Here is a 14,732-nt window from a genome sequence, read left to right on the forward strand (position 1 = left end):
GTCTGAGCCAGCGAAGTGCTCCAAGTCAGAAATCAGGTTCCGGCCGGCCACTGGGGGCAGGTCGACTCGTAGGGCTTATCGGGAAAGAACTGCTCCCACTCCTCGACGGAGAGGTTTCTCCCTGCCGTCGCGCACGCGCGGTCGACCCACTTGTGCGTTCGCGTGTCCACGGTCCAGGTCCTGCCGTCGGTGGAGGCGATGACCAGGCCGGTGCTGTCCGGCCGATAGACGATGGAAAAGGTCGCGGTCCGGCTGGGCAGGGGCAGGCTGGCTTGGTACTCCCCGGTACGGCCGTCCCAGAGCCGGATCCGGTCTGCCTGCACGAGGGCGAACTGGCTGCCGTCGGGGGCGAAGGTGGGGCTCGAGCCCCAAGGCGTCTTCGAGTCCGTACCGACGTACTCCTGCTTGTCGACATCGAGCAGGCGCACCCGCCGGTCAGGCCCGTTCACGACCATGCGGGTGCCGTCGGGTGACATCACACCGTCGGGGTCCTCGTTCTCCAGCAGCCCGCGCGTCGCGGTCGCGAACACATCACCGGTCTTTGGGTTCATCCGGTAGAACGATCCGCCCGCGTTGAGGATGAACACGGAGCCATCAACGGGATGAGGCAGCAGGACCGGAAAGTCTCCCACGCGAATCTCCGGGTAAACCGGTCGCATCGACTCACTGCTCAACGTGACGAGCGAGGTTCCGTCGTGCGCGTAAACCTGCTTCGCGTCCGGACTGAAAGCGGCTGTGAGGCTTCGGTCGTTGACCTCGAACGGCTGGCTGCGTGCGACGACAGAGCCGTCGGAGGCGTTCCACACCGTGACGACATTGTCCGGGCCGATGGAGAGGAGCCAGTGGGCGTCGCGCGACCAGATGAAGGTCTCGTCACGGGTTCGGCGGGGCTCGGAGATTCCCCCGGTCGTGGTGTTTTCGAACCACAGCATGCCGGAGCGCGTCCGGGCGACGGTGTGGCCGTCGGGTGCGGGCAGGGACAGCGAGTACGCCTCGGCGGGGGCGCTGCTGTCCTCTCCCAGGGCGAGCTGGCGGCCACCCACGTTCCAGGCCAGCAGGAGCCCCTCGACTCCCACGGTGAAAAGTGTTCGGTCGTCGGCCGAGAAGGCGACCGCCAGAGGCCTACCCCCGACGAACCGATGGAGCTGATCTCCGGTTCGGGCGTCCCAGACGACGGCGGTCTCGTCGTCCGATGACGTCGCCATCAGCCGGCCGTCGTGAGAGAACACGACGTCGCGAACGAGGGCCGTGTGACCGGTCAGAGCGGGCCCTCGCTGTCGTAGGTTCACCGTGTCGAAACGAAGGACGCGACCGTGCATGGCCACGACCAGCGTCGACCCGTCAGGGCTGACGTCCACCGCGTTGGCACCGAGTTCCGCGACCAGTGGGCTTGGCGTCGAGGCGATCAGGCGTGCGGAGCCCACGTCGTACGCGCGGATCGGCCGGTCGCCCCGCGTGACGACGTAGAGCCGGTCGCCGTCGGGACTCAGGGCCGAGTGGGCGAAGTTTCGTAGCCGCACCTTGAACACCGGCCGGGACGGGTCTGCCAGGTCCCACACCATGGTGTCACCGTGCGCGAACGGTTCTGGACCGGACATGGATGGCTGCAGCTCGGCGACGATCCGGCTGCCATCGCGGCTGTATTCGACATCCACGTCGTCCGGGTCGACGTACGCCACGGCCGAGTTTGCGGGGATACCCCCTGGTTGGACCTGCGACAGCTTTCCGCTCGGCACGTCATACAGCCGAAGCGGCTGGTCGTCGGCGTGCATCAGGGCAACGGCGAGCTGCTCGCCGGCCGGGGAGAAGGCGGCGGAGCCACTCGACCCAGTGGCGTCCAGGAACGGCAGGGGTGCCAGGGTGGCACTGTCGAAGAGCCGCACGCCTTCGGAGAGGACGACACCGGCGACCAGCGTCCCGTCCGCGCTCACGGAGACCGACGGCATCCAGGCTGTCCCGGGGCGTCCGACCATCTCGCTCACGTCGCGCACCCCGGACAGCGCGCCCGCGCGGGTCAGCGCCGCCCCGAGGTTCTCCAGGGCCTGGGCGGACTCGTCGGCCCGTACACCCTCGACACCGAGGAGCAGACCGGTCGCGAGCTTCTCGTGCAGGACACCCTGAGCGCCGGCGCGACGGGCGTCCGCGAGGTTGGCAGCCTGCTCGGCGCGGTCTCGCTCGCGACCAGCGCGGTCAGCCGACCGTACGGCGACCAGCCCGGCGACCAGTGTCATGACCAACAGGACGCCGACACCGGCGAGGGCGCCGCGCAGCCGGCGGTTGACCCTGCGCTCGTGCTCGACCCGGGTCTCAGCCGCACGGATCTCGCTCTCGGCAAGGGCCACGGAGGCATCTACGAAGGCCACCTCGATCACATTCAGGTCGGGGTCAGCCCGGTCTCGCCATTCCACCGTGCGGCCGAGCCGGGCACCCCGATAGAGCTCGCTGTCCGGGCGGCCCATCGCATCCCACGCGTCGGCGGCGCCGGCAAGGTGCCTGAACAGGCGCTGGCCCTCGACGTCGTCGTCGAGCCAGCCTCGCAGCCTCGGCCAGACCCGTACCAGCGCCTCGTGCGCGATCTGGACCGTGTCACCGTCGATGCTCACCAGGCGCGCGTCGACCAGTTGCTCCACAAGCCGCCGGTGCTGGTCGTCGGCGGCTACTTTTGCGCGCGGCACCCGCGCCCGCACCGGGTCGCCGTCCTCGGTGGGCACCACCAGCCGCAGCAGCAGCGTCCGGAGGGAACTGCGCTGGGACGCGTCCATCGCGTCGTACAACCGCTCGGCGGAATTGGACACCGCGGACCTGATCCCGCCGGTTGCCCGGTAGCCGTCGACGGTCAGCGTCGGACCCTCGCGCCGCTCCCAGGTCGCGCGAAGCACGTGGGAGAGCAGCGGCAGGGCGGCCGGCTCACCCTCGACCTCGCGGACCAGGAGGTCGACCAGCCCCGGCTCGAGCCGCAGCCCGGCGCGACGGGCGGGGCCCTCGATGGCGCTGCGAAGGTCCGGCTCGGTCATCGGTCCGAGGAGGTACAGACCCTCCTCGAGGAGTCGTGCGATGTCCGGGTACGGCGCCAGGTCGCCGAGGTGGTCCGCGCGCATGGAGAGCACCAACGCGCCTCCGGCGGCCACGTGTGCCGCCAACGCGGCGAAGTACCGCTCCCTTTCCGCCGGATCCGGGCAGGTGGTCACTGCTTCCTCGGCCTGGTCGACCACCAGGGTCTGTTGTCCTCGACTCCGCAGCTCGCCCAGCGACTCGGTGGGTCGCGAGCCTGGTGTGGTCACCAGGACCGGTGTTCCGCTGCGCATCAATGCGGCGACAACTCCTGCCCGGACCAGCGACGACTTGCCGACGCCGGAGGGTCCCACGACCGCCAGCAGGCCCGAGTCCCGCAACCTCCGCAGGCATGCGGCGACGTCGGCCTCCCTGCCGAAAAACGAGTCGGCGTCGGCTGAGTCGTAGGGCAGCAGACCGCGGTAGGGGCAGCCGGCACTGACCTCCCGCTGCACGACCGGATCCAGAGACGGGTCCTGCCGAAGCACCTGCTGCTCGAGCTCTACCAGCTCGCGGCCAGGATCCAGGCCGAGCTCGTCGACGAGCCTCGTGCGTGCCTGCTTGAGTGCGGCCAGGGCCTCCGCCTGCCGCCCGGCCTGGTGCAGGGCGGTGGCGAGCAACGCCCAGCGCCGCTCGCGGAGCGGCGCCTGCGCGACCAGGGCGCGCGCCTGTTCCAGCACGTCGCGTGCATGGCCGGCGCGGATCTCGGCCTCCACACGCAGCTCCTCGGCGTCCATCCGCAGTCCCGCCAGCCGCGCCGCCTCGACGCGACCCGGTTCCCACTCGTCCAGGTCTGCCAGGGCCCGCCCGCGCCACAGCGCCAGCGCCTCCCGCACCAGGTAGGACGCCCGCTCCGGGTCGCCCCCAGCAAAGGCCTCCCGGGCACGCTCGAAGAGCCGCTCGAAACGCCGGTTGTCCACCTCCGCCTCGTTCACAGTCAAGCGGTAGCCGGCGGCTCCGGACTCGATGGCGGCCGCCCCCAGCCGCTTCCTCAGTCGTACGACGCATCCCTGGACGACCTTCGCCCACGATGCTGGCAGGTTGTCGCCCCACAGGGCGTCGGCCAACGCCTCGGTGCTGATCGGGTCGCCGGCACGCACGACCAGGGCCGAGAGCACCACCCGGTCCCGCGGCCCGAGCACGTTGCCCTGACCGTCGACCTCGAGCGGGCCGAGCACGGCGATTCCCACGGTTCCACTGTCGGCGCACGCCCTGAAACCGTCAACCGCGCCGATACCCGGCTGATACCGGTGCGACGACAAGGCGATACCGCTGTGGCGCACAACTGCCATCGCGGCCATCGCCGCCCTCGGCCCGTGCAGGCACGGGTCTCGAAACCGACAGGAGGCTCACGATGAAACCACGTCACACCAGCCAGGCCGGCCGTGCCCGGATGGCCCTTGGTGCTGCTCTCATGCTCGTTCTCCTGGCAGGGTGCACCCCCGCTGCGCCGTCGGCCAGCACCTCGCCATCCACGCCGATCCAAACGACAGCGACCTCTGCGGCACCTGCGACACCGGCGAGGTCTGCGACATCTGCGACGTCATCACCCAGCGCGTCACCCATCGATACGACGAACGGGACTGTGTACGAGTCGAAGCAGTACGGCTTCACCATCAAGCACCCGCCCGGGTGGTTGGTGGTGCCCGCCGAACGTGACTGGACGCTCGAGGCCGACGCCGGACAGCCAGGTTTTGGCGGCCGGGAAGAGTTCGTGACGCCTGCACACGACCTCTACGTGGCCGTGTGGTCGGCACCGGCAAAGGACACACCGGAGACCCCGGAAGGTGTCGCGGCCTGGGTGGAGCAGTACTGCAATCTGACAGGTAGAAGCTGCATTGACCTGGATCAGTCCGTGCCGCTGTGCAACGGAACGGACTGCGATCCTGGCCTGTTGGTACCGGAGGACGGTTTCGTCGAGGCCTACTTCACCGGCGGCAAACACACAGGCCGGATCGTCGCCGTGGAAGTCGGGCTACCGGAGTGGGCCGAGCCGGTCGCCGAGTTCGGTGGTGCCCGGCGGCTTCTGGAAGGCTTTCTCTCCGGGATGGGTGTTTGCCCCGCCCAGCCGGACGAGTCGCAGCCGGGTTGCGCCTGAGGCGACTGGACAAGCAATTCGGCCGCGCCGCGCGATCCCTGTTTCACCACCGCCGGGCACCTCGCGTCCGACGCCGGACCGGCCCCCGCCACTCGCCGATCCGGGATCTCCATCCGCGGCGAGCACCCATCCCGCGGCGGCAAGGAGGTCCTTACAGGAGCCCCGTTCCTGTCGGCGTTCGCGACCTTGAGCGACCGCCGTCTCCCGCACCTACTGCGACCGGAAACGGGCTCAGCAGAAAAGGCACAACGAAGCCCTTATCGCCCTCGCTCGGCGCCGCACTGACAAAGGCCACGGCCCCGCGGGAGCCGACCGCACGCCGACGCCACCCAGCCCGCTTTCCGGCGGTGGTGTGCGTACGGCACGATGCACTCGTCTCGAGAAAGGCGTCGCATGGGCACACGGGCACGGGAGATCACCCTTCGTTTCATGGCCGCGCCCACCGACGTCGCCACTCTCGGCGGCACGGCGATCGCCGGCGGTCGCGTGCTCGAATGGATCGACAAGGCCGCGTACGCGTGCGCTGTCGGCTGGAGTGGTGGGTACTGCGTCACCGCGTACGTCGGCAACGTCAACTTCGCGCGCCCGATCCACTCCGGCGACATCGTCGAGGTGGCTGCGCGCCTGGTGCACACAGGGCGATCGAGCATGCACATCGAGGTTTCGGTCGTCTCCGCGGACCCGCAGGAATTGGCCTACGCGTTCGCGACGTCCTGTACTGTCATCTTCGTCTCCGTCGGCGGCAACGGTCGGCCGATCGCCGTCGAGCCCTGGGTGCCCATCACCCCGGACGACCACCAGCGGTCGGCGACCGCCGTGGCCAAGGCCGGCGTGCGAGCAGCCATCGAAGCGGCGATGGCCGAACAGACCTATTCCGACCCCTCCACCGCACCCGCCTCCACTCTGCGATTTCTCGCGGCGCCGACGGACGTCAACTGGGGCGGCAAGACCCATGGCGGCACCGTGATGCGCTGGATCGACGAGGCCGCTTACGTCTGCGCGACGGCCTGGAGCGGCCGGAGCAGCATCGCCGCCTATTCGGGCGGGATCCGCTTCTACCGGCCCATCATGATCGGCCACGTCGTGGAGGTGCAGGCGCGACTGCTGCACACCGGCAGCAGCAGCATGCACGTCTCCGTGCACGTGCGGTCCGGCGACCCGAAGACTCTTGACATGCAATTGACCACGCACTGCCTGACCATCTTCGTGGCGCTGGACAAGCAGAGCCGCCCCACCCCGGTCCGCCGGTGGGAGCCGGTGACCGACGAAGACGTCCGCCTGGACTCCCACGCCCAGCATCTGATCCAGCTCAGATCGAAGCTCGCGCCTGTTCATCCGAACTGAGAGGCCCGTGGGGCGGTGACCGCCCGTGTCATCTGGCTCAGATACCCGCGGGGGTATACCATCGTCGGTACCGGGATGAGCCGCCCGACCGACCCCACCAGCTCTGGAGATGCCGATGTGTTCCCCCGCCCAATGTCCGCAGTGCCGGAAAACGACATGGCGTGGCTGCGGCCAGCACGTCGACATGGTGATGGCCGGTGTTCCCGCCTCGCAGCGCTGCACCTGCGAGCCAGCCCCGGCGAAGTCGTTCATGGATCGGCTCCGCGGTCGCTGAGCCGATCCACCGACCCGTTCAGATGAACAGAAGCTGCGCCCCGTCGGTCATCTCGATGAAGTCCGAGGCGCTGATGATGCCTTCGACCTCGTCGTAGAGGTCCTCCTCGGTCAGATGATTCATGTCCGCGGACATCCGGCAGGCCCACAGGTGGCCGCCGGACGCGACGATCTGCTCCAGGAATTCGGGGACCTCGGGCACACCGACGTCGGCGATGGACTTCTTCAGCTTCGAAGTCGCCATCGACGTCATCCACGGCAGTCCGCCGAGGCCCTGCGGCATGTGGATCGCCGGATTGCCGAGCAGGGTGAACTGAAGATGATCCATGGTCTTCTTGTTGATCATCTCGAAACCCCAGAAGGTGAAGAACAAATGGGTTTCGATGCCCTCGCCCAGTGCCGCATTGGCGAGAACAAGACCCGGATAGGCCATGTCGAGCGTTCCCTTGGAACAGATGATGGCCAGTTTGCGTCCTGCGCCCTCGGTGTCGAACTGCGGGACGATCGAAGGGGCTGATGCGGTGACGGTCATGATGGGCTCTCCTGTCGGGGATGTGATGGGCGGTCAGACGCAGCCGTGCGGCTTGGGCAGGCCGGCGATGTAGGCCATCTTCTTCGCAGGCTTCTGGGGGAACAGTTTGAAGAGTTCTTTGACCGGGATCCCGCCCGCTGTCGAGACCCTCCGGATCGTCGGCGTCTCGCCTTTGACCGCGTAGTCCTCGCGCAGGAAATTGATGGCCTTCCAATGCGCATCGGTGAGGTCGATTCCAATTTGCGCCGCCAGGGTGGTCCCCAGATCCGCGTCCCACTCCGAGGGGTCGGTCAGGAAACCCTCGTCGTTCACGTGGATCTGGTGTCCGCCCAGCGTGGTGACAGGCATGATGATTCTCCTTGCTGTTTCGAGGTTCTCTAGCTTTCGGTGTGCTTGCCGGCCATCGACATATGGGCGGGAAGCGGCATGGGCCTGCCGGGCAGCAGCACGTTCCAGTACATCCAGCGGAACGCGAGTTTCCCCGCATGGTTCGCCCGCGTCTCTTCCAGCAGGCTGAACGGGCCGATCACCGGCACCGGGTACTTGCCGGTCATGGGTTCAGTGTCGTAGTTGAAATCGATCAGCATTCCTTTGCCGGCACCGGATTCGATGAAGCAGTTGGCGTGGCCGTCGAATGAACCGCTCATCGGCTTGCCCGCGATCATTTCCATGAAGTTGTCGCAGAAGATTTCCACCGAGAAGTGCGCGACGGATCCGGCTTTGGACGCCGGGATGTCCGACGCGTCGCCGACGGCGAAGATGTTCGGATGGGTGGTCGACTGCAGAGTGTGCTTGTCGACGTGCACGTAGTTCAGCTCATCCCCCATTCCCGATCGGGCGATGAAGTCGGCGCCCATGTTCAACGGCACCGTCACCAGCAGGTCGAAGGGAATCTCGCGCTCGTCGTAGGAAACCAGGGCCTTCGCGTCCGGGTCGATGCGTTCGACGAGGAAGTCGGTCTCGACCGCCACGCCGCGCTCGTCCAGCATGGTGCCCAACCGTGCCGACGAGATCGGCTTGGTGAAGGCACCGGACAACGGGGTCACGTACACCATCTCGACCCGGTCCCTGATGCCGCGGCGCCGGAAGTAGTCGTCCGCGAGGAAGGTGAATTCCAGCGGCGCGACCGGGCACTTGATCGGCAGGTCGGTGATGTGCACGACACAGCGACCACCGTCGAACTCCTCGAGCGCCGTCGCCAGTGCCGTTGCGCCTTCGAGGCTGTAGAAGTCGAAGATGCTCTTTCGCCACTGCTCGCCGAGCATTCCGGGTGTCTGGTCCGGGCGGGGCGTCACCCCGCTGGCGATCACCAGGTAGTCGTACGGCAGCGACCGGCCGCCGGCGAGCGAGACGAACCCGCTGGCAGGGTCGATGACATCGACCTCGCCGACCACGAACTCCACACCGTCCGGTAGGAACGCGTGCCGGGACCTGGTGAGCTGCTGCGGACGGTACGTACCGAACGGCAGGAACAGGTACCCGGGCTGGTAGTGGTGGGCGTCGTCCTGGTCGACGATCGTGATGGACCAGTCACCGGCGTCAAGCTTTCGCCGGAGCTTGTTGACGATCATCGTTCCGGCGGTGCCGCCGCCCAGGACCAGTAGTTTCCTCACCACGACGCTCCTCAGTGGCACCCGGCGCATGCACCGGGTCACCCGTTGCTCTGATACCCCTAAGGGTATTTATCAACGGGCTACTCCACTACGGGCGAAGGTCCCGAACACCGCTCGGATTCAGCAGTCGCGCGATCCATTGAGCTCATCGCGACCGCTGTCAGCCCGCCATCTCCGTCGCGACGGCAGCCTGATGGGCGACCTCGTCGATCAGCTTCCCGTCCTCGTGATGGGTCGGCTGCTCAAGGAGGGTCTTGTGAAACTCACACAACATGGGTGAGCGCTCCGGGTCACCCCGCTCGCATAGCCTGGCGAGGCGGACAAGCGGAGGAGGCGGATGACCAGCGTCAAGGGCATGGTGTTCGTACCCGGCGGATCGTTCATGATGGGCAGCAGCGAATTCTACCCGGAGGAGCGGCCGCTTCGGGAGACGTCGGTGGCCGATGGTTGGTTCGACGAGCACCCGGTGACCAACGCCCAGTTCCGCCGCTTCGTCCGCGACACCGGTCACCTGACGGTGGCCGAAACGGCGCCTGACCCGGACGATTTCCCCGGCGCCGATCCGAACCTGCTGGTCGCCGGCTCGCAGGTGTTCGTCGGCACCCCGGGGCCCGTGCCGCTGGACGACTGGCAACGCTGGTGGGCATGGCAGCCGGGCGCCAACTGGCGTCATCCCGAAGGTCCGGGAAGCAGCCTGCACGGCCGGGAGCTGCATCCTGTGGTGCACATCGGCTTCGAGGACGCGGCGGCTTACGCGCAGTGGGCCGGAAAGAACCTTCCCACCGAGACCGAATGGGAGCACGCCGCCCGTGGCGGCACCGTGCAGGTCACCTACCCCTGGGGCGACGACTTCATGCCGGGGGGCAAGGTGATGGCCAACACCTGGCACGGCCGGTTCCCGTACGAGAACCTCTCACCGCACGGCTTTATGCGCACGTCGCCGGTGAAACGCTTCCCGCCCAACGGTTTCGGCCTGTTCGACGTGGTTGGCAACGTGTGGGAATGGACCCGCTCACCATGGACGTCGTCGCACGCCGGGAGCGATGCGGATATCGAGCAAACCTCGTGTTGCGCTCCGGCGCTTCCGCCGACGGCAGCACCGCTGACCGAAGGCGACCGGCGGGTGACCAAGGGCGGCTCGCACCTGTGCGCGCCCTCGTACTGTCACCGCTACCGCCCCGCCGCCAGACAGGCACACGCCGTCCGGAGCACCACCGGTCATCTCGGCTTCCGCTGTTCACTCGCCGCCTGAATCACCGATCGCCGCCCAGGCAGTGCGGGACCTTCGTTCCGTCGACGGCGGTCGCTCGGCACTTCCCGCGGGTTCTCAACAGGAGGATCGTCGTAGTCGCGTCCGAGGGTCAGCGGCAGCAGCAAGGGAGCCCATGATGACCACTGCAATCAGCCGGAACGTTCCTCCGCAAAAGCTCATCAACATCATCAACCCGGTCGTCAGGGCCATCGCCGGGTCGGCCCTGCACGGCACCGTCGACAGCGCTCTGCTCGTGCTGCACATCGTCGGCCGCCGGAGCGGCCGGCGTTACGACATCCCCGTCGGGTACGTCGATGTTGACGGGCAACGCATCGTCGTCACGCAGCATCTCTGGCGCGTGAACCTCCGTGACGCCACGGACGTCGAGGTCACCTATCGGGGCCGCCGCGGGGCCATGCGGGTCGAGTTGGACGAGAACCCCGCAACAGTCGCCGAGACCCTGCTCCGCATCATCGAGCGGGTGGGATGGAAGGCTGCCAGCCGGACCGTCGGCCTCAAGGTCACTGTCGGCCGGACTCCTACCGTCGCCGAACTCGAGGCGGCCACCCGCGAGTTCCACCTCGCCACCGTCACCCTCACGGACCGTTGACCGGATCGGGAATCACCGCGACTGATCGGCCGTTGCCGTCGTCGACCGGATGACGAGGCCCGGTTCGATGAGTGTCTTCCAGGCCGTGATGGACTGGTCCTCGAAACGCGCGAGCAGGGCTCGGCCGGCAGCAGCGCCGACGACGTCACTGCGGTCTTCGATCGAGGTGAGGTCCAGATACAGCGACTTGGCCAACGCCGAGTTGTCGTAGCCGATCACCGAGATGTCCGCCGGGACGCTCCGACCACGCTGCCGTATCTCAATCTGGTGGCGATGAGTGGGCCAACGAATGGCCGAAGAACTCCGCCTGGGACTTCGTCGCACTCGGCAAGGGCCACGACGTCGCGTTCTGGACCGAATTCCTCCGCGCCCTGCGCGAGGTCGACCCGAACATGCTGGTCAACATCGAGCACGAGGACACCGAACTCGGCCGCATCGAGGGACTCGAGGTCGCCGCGGCGGTGCTCAAGGACGCCGACGCCGCACTGGAGGCGTCTCTGGACGGGGCGCGGGCCGGCGCCTGACGACCGGCGCCTGATGGTCACGACTCGCCCGGTGGCGATCCCGTCTCGCGATCCGCGAGCTTCGCGGTCCACCGCTGTTCGACGCCCGTCAACCGCCAGTAGAGATACGAGCCGGCCCAGGCGATGACGAACAGCGCGACGATGATGTACCCGACGTCGTCCAGGGTGATCGCTGCGATCCAACTGGTGACCGGGTCGGTCAGCTCGGCTTTGTCGTGCAGCACGCTGATCACCTCGATGCCGCCGATGATCAGTGCGACCGCGACGGACAGGCCCGTGGTGGTCAGGTTGTAGTAGACCTTGCGGACCGGCCGGACGAACGCCCATCGGTAGGCGGCCTGCATGAACGCACCGTCGAGGGTGTCGAAAAGGCTCATGCCCGAGGCGAAGAGCAGCGGCAGGACCAGCACCGCGTACCACGGCAGGCCGGTTGCCGCACCGGCCCCGGCGAGCACGAGAAGGGAGATCTCCGTTGCGGTGTCGAATCCCAGCCCGAACAGGAATCCCAACGGGTACAGCTGGCCGGGCCGCGTGATGGCCTTCATCGCCGGCCGGAGCAGCCTTGCGAAAAGGCCGCGGGAATTGAGCGCTTCCTCGAGGGCCTCCTCGTCGTAGGCGCCGGTGCCGGCCTCCCGCCAGACCTGGTAGATGCTGTTCAGCGCGACGAGATTGATGACCCCGATGATGATCAGGAAGATGCCCGAGACCGACGTGCCGATGACGCCGAGGGTCTCGTGGACATCGGAATCCTCCGAGACGAGCGTGCCGACGAATCGCGCACCGATCGCGACGAAGACGGCCATCACGAACACGACGGTCGAATGCCCGAGGGAGAAGAACAGGCCGACGGTGACGGGCCGTTTCCCGTCAGCCACAAACTTGCGGGTCGTGTTGTCGATGGCCGCGATGTGGTCGGCGTCGAACGCGTGCCGGACACCGAGCAGGTAGGCCGTGATTGCCAACCCGATGCCGAAGATCTGGCCGTTGACCTGATGGTGACCGGGAATCACCGCGGCGAACAACACGACGAACGACACCACGTGCAGCACCAGCACCACCGACATCGCCCCGGCGATCCGTTTCCGCCCGCCGGGCGGCCCCCACCACGACGACCGGGCCGGGAGCGACGGAGCGGACCCGGGCGCCGATTCACCTGCCGGCATGCCGCCCCCTTTCCGGTGCCCGTCAGACCCGATGCCGGGTGTCGCGATTCCGGGTACAGCTAACGCCAGGGTGTGATCGGCCCGGCAACGGGCCGGTAGTGGTGCTGCGTGAACCGCTTCCAGCCGCGGGCATTGCGCGCCTCGACCACCCACTGCACACCGTCGTCGGCGGGCCAGTACGCCTGCCGCGCGATGCCGGCGGGCATCTCGAACTGGAACCCGATGGCCGATGGATCGATGTCGGCGACGTCGACCTGGACGCCCTCCGAATGCTTGCCATCCGAGGTGAAAGACCAGCAGGCGAGCGTTCTGTCACGCACACCGAACAGGACCGTCTCCTCGTAGGGCGGCCTCCTGCTGGCGCCGTCGGCGGGTCCTGTGAACACCCACCGGGCCGTCAGCTGCACGTACGTGCGGTTGAGGGTGCGGGCGAACGTGCGGCTGCAGCGCAACGCCCCCATCGGCGAGGAAGCCTGCGCCTCCCAGTCGCCGAGCAGTGGGTCCAGCGCGCCCAGTTTGCCTCTGCCCGGGCGCCAGGGCACCGCGGGCATCAGTCCCCTCCGGTGGTCGTCACCGCGCTCGCCCCTCGGATCAGCGAGGACGGGACCGTCGCAGCGGCGCTGTCACCGCGGTCGCGACCGCCATGGTCACCGCGCGGTTGGCGTCGAACAGGCCCTGCAGGAAATCGAAGTAGTAGCCCAGGGCGTTCACCGGATCCCACCACGCCGCCTGGCCGGCCGCCGGTGTTGCGACGGGAGCGGCAACGGAGGGCGTGGAAATGGGGGGCGCGGGAATGGCGCGGGCAGGGGTCTGGCGTGGGGCGGTCGGCGGACCGGCCGTGTCGGCGGGTGTGGACCGAGCTGTCCTGGGTGCTCCCGTCCTGGAATCGAGTGCGTCGGCGATCGTGCTGGACCGTTCCGGCGGCGTGCTGCCGGTGAACAGTCCGCCCAGGTTGGGCCGGCCGTTGGTCGTCATACCGCGACCTCCACCCGTCCGGTGCCCTCGCGCTCGGCGATGGCGGCCAGCATCTCCCGCGCCAGTTCCGCGTAGTCGGCTGCCAGTCCGGACGCGGAGGAATCACGGCTGAGCAGGCTGTCGCCGGTGTCGACCGAGACACCCTTGCGCAGCCGATTGATGCGCTTGGACTTGTCTTTTCGGTGCACCTGCTCGAGCTCGTGCGGCAGCAGGCCGCGACTGCGCATGTCGACGGCAGCACTTTCGAGGTAGCGGATCGAGGTGGTGAAGACCGGCGCGGCGCCGCCGAGCGTGTCGTCCAGCGCAGCCCGCACCCGTTTGATCAGCCGGGTGCTGCCCGCACGCACGCCGAAGAGCACGACGCCCAGCAGCGTCAGATCAGGGTTGAGGGCGCGGGCGGCGGCGAAACGCTGCGCGACGACGACCAGGCCGTCCAGGCTGGCATCGTCGGATCGCGTCGGGATGATCAGGTAGTCCGACGACGCGAAGACCAGCTCCTGCAGGATCGGCTCCCCGGGAGGGGTGTCGACCAGGACGAGGTCGTAGTCCTCGTCGGTCCCTTCCGGGCGCAACCGGTCGATGGCGGGACGCAGGCCCGGCAACGCCGCGCCGCGCGCACCCCGAGAAGTGAAGGCGGGCGCAACATCCCAGAGCGCCGGGCCACCCGCGACGACGTCGAGCCGGTCCCGAACGCCCCGGCTGACCTCCAACGGCAAGCCGTGGGTGATGGCCAACCCCAGGCTGTTGCCGTCCTGCGGGCCGTAACCCAGGTCCCGGCCCAGGTTTCCCTGCGGGTCGGTGTCGACCACCAGCACCCGGTGCCCCGCGGCGGCGATCTGGCCGGCCAGTCCAGCGGTCAGGGTCGTCTTGCCGACCCCGCCTTTGCCATTGGCGATCGCGACGACTCGTCGCATGCCGCACATCCCTTCAGGTCGAACCCGTGCCGGCATCGTCCCGCTCCCGGCCGCTCCGCCGGGCAGAGCCACGCCGAAGCAGGCCTGAGTAATGCAGCACAGGCACGGTCCCGTGCTGGCGCTGCGATCCTATGCCGTCGCGGCCGCCCTATGCTGACGCAATGGCGAAGCGCTCATGGTCAGAACTCGGTACCCCGGCGCGGGCGGCCATCGTGATCGGCGCCGCCATCGAGGCGGTCCTCACCACGACCGCGCTGCGCGACCTGCACTCGCGGGACAACTCGCGGCTGAACGGCCCACGCTGGCTCTGGCGGCTCGCGATGGTCGTGCAACCGCTGGGACCGATCAGCTACCTGATCCTCGGCCGCAAGCGCGGCTGACGG

The 14,732-nt window shown here is 68.1% G+C and carries 15 protein-coding genes and 2 pseudogenes; 7 read left to right on the plus strand and 10 right to left on the minus strand.

Features of this window, described 5'->3' with window-relative positions; genetic code table 11:
• Nucleotides 1–32 precede the first annotated feature (32 nt).
• Together ACVBEQ_RS10155 and ACVBEQ_RS10160 are read right to left on the minus strand one after the other, a co-directional pair.
• Nucleotides 33–4,241, minus strand: a complete 4,209-nt coding sequence (locus ACVBEQ_RS10155) for an nSTAND1 domain-containing NTPase (protein ID WP_447153006.1) — start codon at nucleotides 4,239–4,241, stop codon at nucleotides 33–35.
• A gap of 175 nt (nucleotides 4,242–4,416) precedes the next feature.
• Entirely contained in the window at nucleotides 4,417–4,668 is a 252-nt protein-coding gene (locus ACVBEQ_RS10160; RefSeq protein WP_447153007.1) for a hypothetical protein, read from the minus strand.
• Between the two features lie 19 nt (nucleotides 4,669–4,687).
• Here ACVBEQ_RS10160 and ACVBEQ_RS10165 point away from each other — a divergent pair, with 19 nt between their 5' ends.
• From ACVBEQ_RS10165 to ACVBEQ_RS10175, 3 genes and pseudogenes are all read left to right on the plus strand, one after another.
• Entirely contained in the window at nucleotides 4,688–5,149 is a 462-nt protein-coding gene (locus ACVBEQ_RS10165) for a hypothetical protein (RefSeq protein ID WP_473163173.1), read from the plus strand.
• A 42-nt stretch (nucleotides 5,150–5,191) separates the two neighbouring features.
• A pseudogene (locus ACVBEQ_RS10170) lies at nucleotides 5,192–5,435 on the plus strand (IS110 family transposase); the annotation flags it as partial.
• Between the two features lie 107 nt (nucleotides 5,436–5,542).
• The gene (locus ACVBEQ_RS10175) at nucleotides 5,543–6,493 is read left to right on the plus strand and encodes an acyl-CoA thioesterase (RefSeq protein WP_447153009.1); all 951 of its coding nucleotides are present in this window, start codon (nucleotides 5,543–5,545) and stop codon (nucleotides 6,491–6,493) included.
• A gap of 292 nt (nucleotides 6,494–6,785) precedes the next feature.
• Here ACVBEQ_RS10175 and ACVBEQ_RS10180 read toward each other — a convergent pair whose 3' ends face one another.
• Genes ACVBEQ_RS10180 through sqr form a run of 3 tightly spaced genes read right to left on the minus strand, consistent with a single transcriptional unit; the run spans nucleotide 6,786 to nucleotide 8,911 of the window.
• Nucleotides 6,786–7,298: a DsrE/DsrF/DrsH-like family protein gene (locus ACVBEQ_RS10180; RefSeq protein WP_447153010.1), complete on the minus strand. Its 513-nt coding sequence runs from the start codon at nucleotides 7,296–7,298 to the stop codon at nucleotides 6,786–6,788.
• Nucleotides 7,299–7,331: 33 nt separating this feature from the next.
• Nucleotides 7,332–7,646 carry a TusE/DsrC/DsvC family sulfur relay protein gene (locus ACVBEQ_RS10185; RefSeq protein WP_447153011.1) on the minus strand — a complete coding sequence of 105 codons (315 nt, stop codon included), beginning with the start codon at nucleotides 7,644–7,646 and terminating at the stop codon, nucleotides 7,332–7,334.
• Between the two features lie 29 nt (nucleotides 7,647–7,675).
• Entirely contained in the window at nucleotides 7,676–8,911 is a 1,236-nt protein-coding gene (gene sqr, locus ACVBEQ_RS10190; RefSeq protein WP_447153012.1) for a type III sulfide quinone reductase, selenoprotein subtype, read from the minus strand.
• Nucleotides 8,912–9,248: 337 nt separating this feature from the next.
• Here sqr and ACVBEQ_RS10195 point away from each other — a divergent pair, with 337 nt between their 5' ends.
• Nucleotides 9,249–10,163: a formylglycine-generating enzyme family protein gene (locus ACVBEQ_RS10195; protein WP_447153013.1), complete on the plus strand. Its 915-nt coding sequence runs from the start codon at nucleotides 9,249–9,251 to the stop codon at nucleotides 10,161–10,163.
• Between the two features lie 136 nt (nucleotides 10,164–10,299).
• Nucleotides 10,300–10,773, plus strand: a complete 474-nt coding sequence (locus ACVBEQ_RS10200) for a nitroreductase/quinone reductase family protein (RefSeq protein ID WP_447153014.1) — start codon at nucleotides 10,300–10,302, stop codon at nucleotides 10,771–10,773.
• Nucleotides 10,774–10,785: 12 nt separating this feature from the next.
• Here the strand turns inward: ACVBEQ_RS10200 and ACVBEQ_RS10205 are convergent, their stop codons facing one another.
• The gene (locus tag ACVBEQ_RS10205) at nucleotides 10,786–10,992 is read right to left on the minus strand and encodes a substrate-binding domain-containing protein (RefSeq protein ID WP_447153015.1); all 207 of its coding nucleotides are present in this window, start codon (nucleotides 10,990–10,992) and stop codon (nucleotides 10,786–10,788) included.
• A 47-nt stretch (nucleotides 10,993–11,039) separates the two neighbouring features.
• On the opposite strand from ACVBEQ_RS10205, the pseudogene ACVBEQ_RS10210 reads away from it, so the two are divergent.
• Nucleotides 11,040–11,297 (plus strand): annotated as a pseudogene (locus ACVBEQ_RS10210) (sugar phosphate isomerase/epimerase); the annotation flags it as partial.
• Between the two features lie 17 nt (nucleotides 11,298–11,314).
• Here the strand turns inward: ACVBEQ_RS10210 and nicT are convergent.
• Genes nicT through ACVBEQ_RS10230 form a run of 4 tightly spaced genes read right to left on the minus strand, consistent with a single transcriptional unit; the run spans nucleotide 11,315 to nucleotide 14,349 of the window.
• Entirely contained in the window at nucleotides 11,315–12,460 is a 1,146-nt protein-coding gene (gene nicT / locus ACVBEQ_RS10215) for a Nickel transporter NicT (RefSeq protein WP_447153016.1), read from the minus strand.
• 59 nt (nucleotides 12,461–12,519) lie between these two features.
• A complete protein-coding gene (locus tag ACVBEQ_RS10220) occupies nucleotides 12,520–13,011 on the minus strand; it encodes a hypothetical protein (protein WP_447153017.1) in 492 nt (163 codons plus the stop codon).
• Between the two features lie 40 nt (nucleotides 13,012–13,051).
• Complete coding sequence (locus ACVBEQ_RS10225) at nucleotides 13,052–13,435, minus strand: hypothetical protein (RefSeq protein ID WP_447153018.1); 384 nt, start codon at nucleotides 13,433–13,435, stop codon at nucleotides 13,052–13,054.
• Nucleotides 13,432–14,349, minus strand: a complete 918-nt coding sequence (locus tag ACVBEQ_RS10230) for a ParA family protein (protein WP_447153019.1) — start codon at nucleotides 14,347–14,349, stop codon at nucleotides 13,432–13,434. Before ACVBEQ_RS10230 ends, ACVBEQ_RS10225 begins: the two co-directional genes overlap by 4 nt.
• Nucleotides 14,350–14,510: 161 nt before the next feature.
• Here ACVBEQ_RS10230 and ACVBEQ_RS10235 point away from each other — a divergent pair, with 161 nt between their 5' ends.
• Nucleotides 14,511–14,729, plus strand: coding sequence for a PLDc N-terminal domain-containing protein (locus tag ACVBEQ_RS10235; protein WP_447153020.1), 219 nt, complete (start codon nucleotides 14,511–14,513; stop codon nucleotides 14,727–14,729).
• Nucleotides 14,730–14,732 lie beyond the last annotated feature (3 nt).

The sequence above is a fragment of the Nakamurella sp. GG22 genome (genome assembly GCF_052976845.2).

Coding starts and splice junctions, on each gene's coding strand:
- ACVBEQ_RS10160 (WP_447153007.1), bottom strand. CDS start 4,668: ATGGTGAAGCCGTACTGCTTCGACTCGTACACAGTCCCGTTCGTCGTA.
- ACVBEQ_RS10175 (WP_447153009.1), top strand. CDS start 5,543: ATGGGCACACGGGCACGGGAGATCACCCTTCGTTTCATGGCCGCGCCC.
- ACVBEQ_RS10180 (WP_447153010.1), bottom strand. CDS start 7,298: ATGACCGTCACCGCATCAGCCCCTTCGATCGTCCCGCAGTTCGACACC.
- ACVBEQ_RS10185 (WP_447153011.1), bottom strand. CDS start 7,646: ATGCCTGTCACCACGCTGGGCGGACACCAGATCCACGTGAACGACGAG.
- ACVBEQ_RS10195 (WP_447153013.1), top strand. CDS start 9,249: ATGACCAGCGTCAAGGGCATGGTGTTCGTACCCGGCGGATCGTTCATG.
- ACVBEQ_RS10200 (WP_447153014.1), top strand. CDS start 10,300: ATGACCACTGCAATCAGCCGGAACGTTCCTCCGCAAAAGCTCATCAAC.
- nicT (WP_447153016.1), bottom strand. CDS start 12,460: ATGCCGGCAGGTGAATCGGCGCCCGGGTCCGCTCCGTCGCTCCCGGCC.
- ACVBEQ_RS10220 (WP_447153017.1), bottom strand. CDS start 13,011: ATGCCCGCGGTGCCCTGGCGCCCGGGCAGAGGCAAACTGGGCGCGCTG.
- ACVBEQ_RS10225 (WP_447153018.1), bottom strand. CDS start 13,435: ATGACGACCAACGGCCGGCCCAACCTGGGCGGACTGTTCACCGGCAGC.
- ACVBEQ_RS10230 (WP_447153019.1), bottom strand. CDS start 14,349: ATGCGACGAGTCGTCGCGATCGCCAATGGCAAAGGCGGGGTCGGCAAG.
- ACVBEQ_RS10235 (WP_447153020.1), top strand. CDS start 14,511: ATGGCGAAGCGCTCATGGTCAGAACTCGGTACCCCGGCGCGGGCGGCC.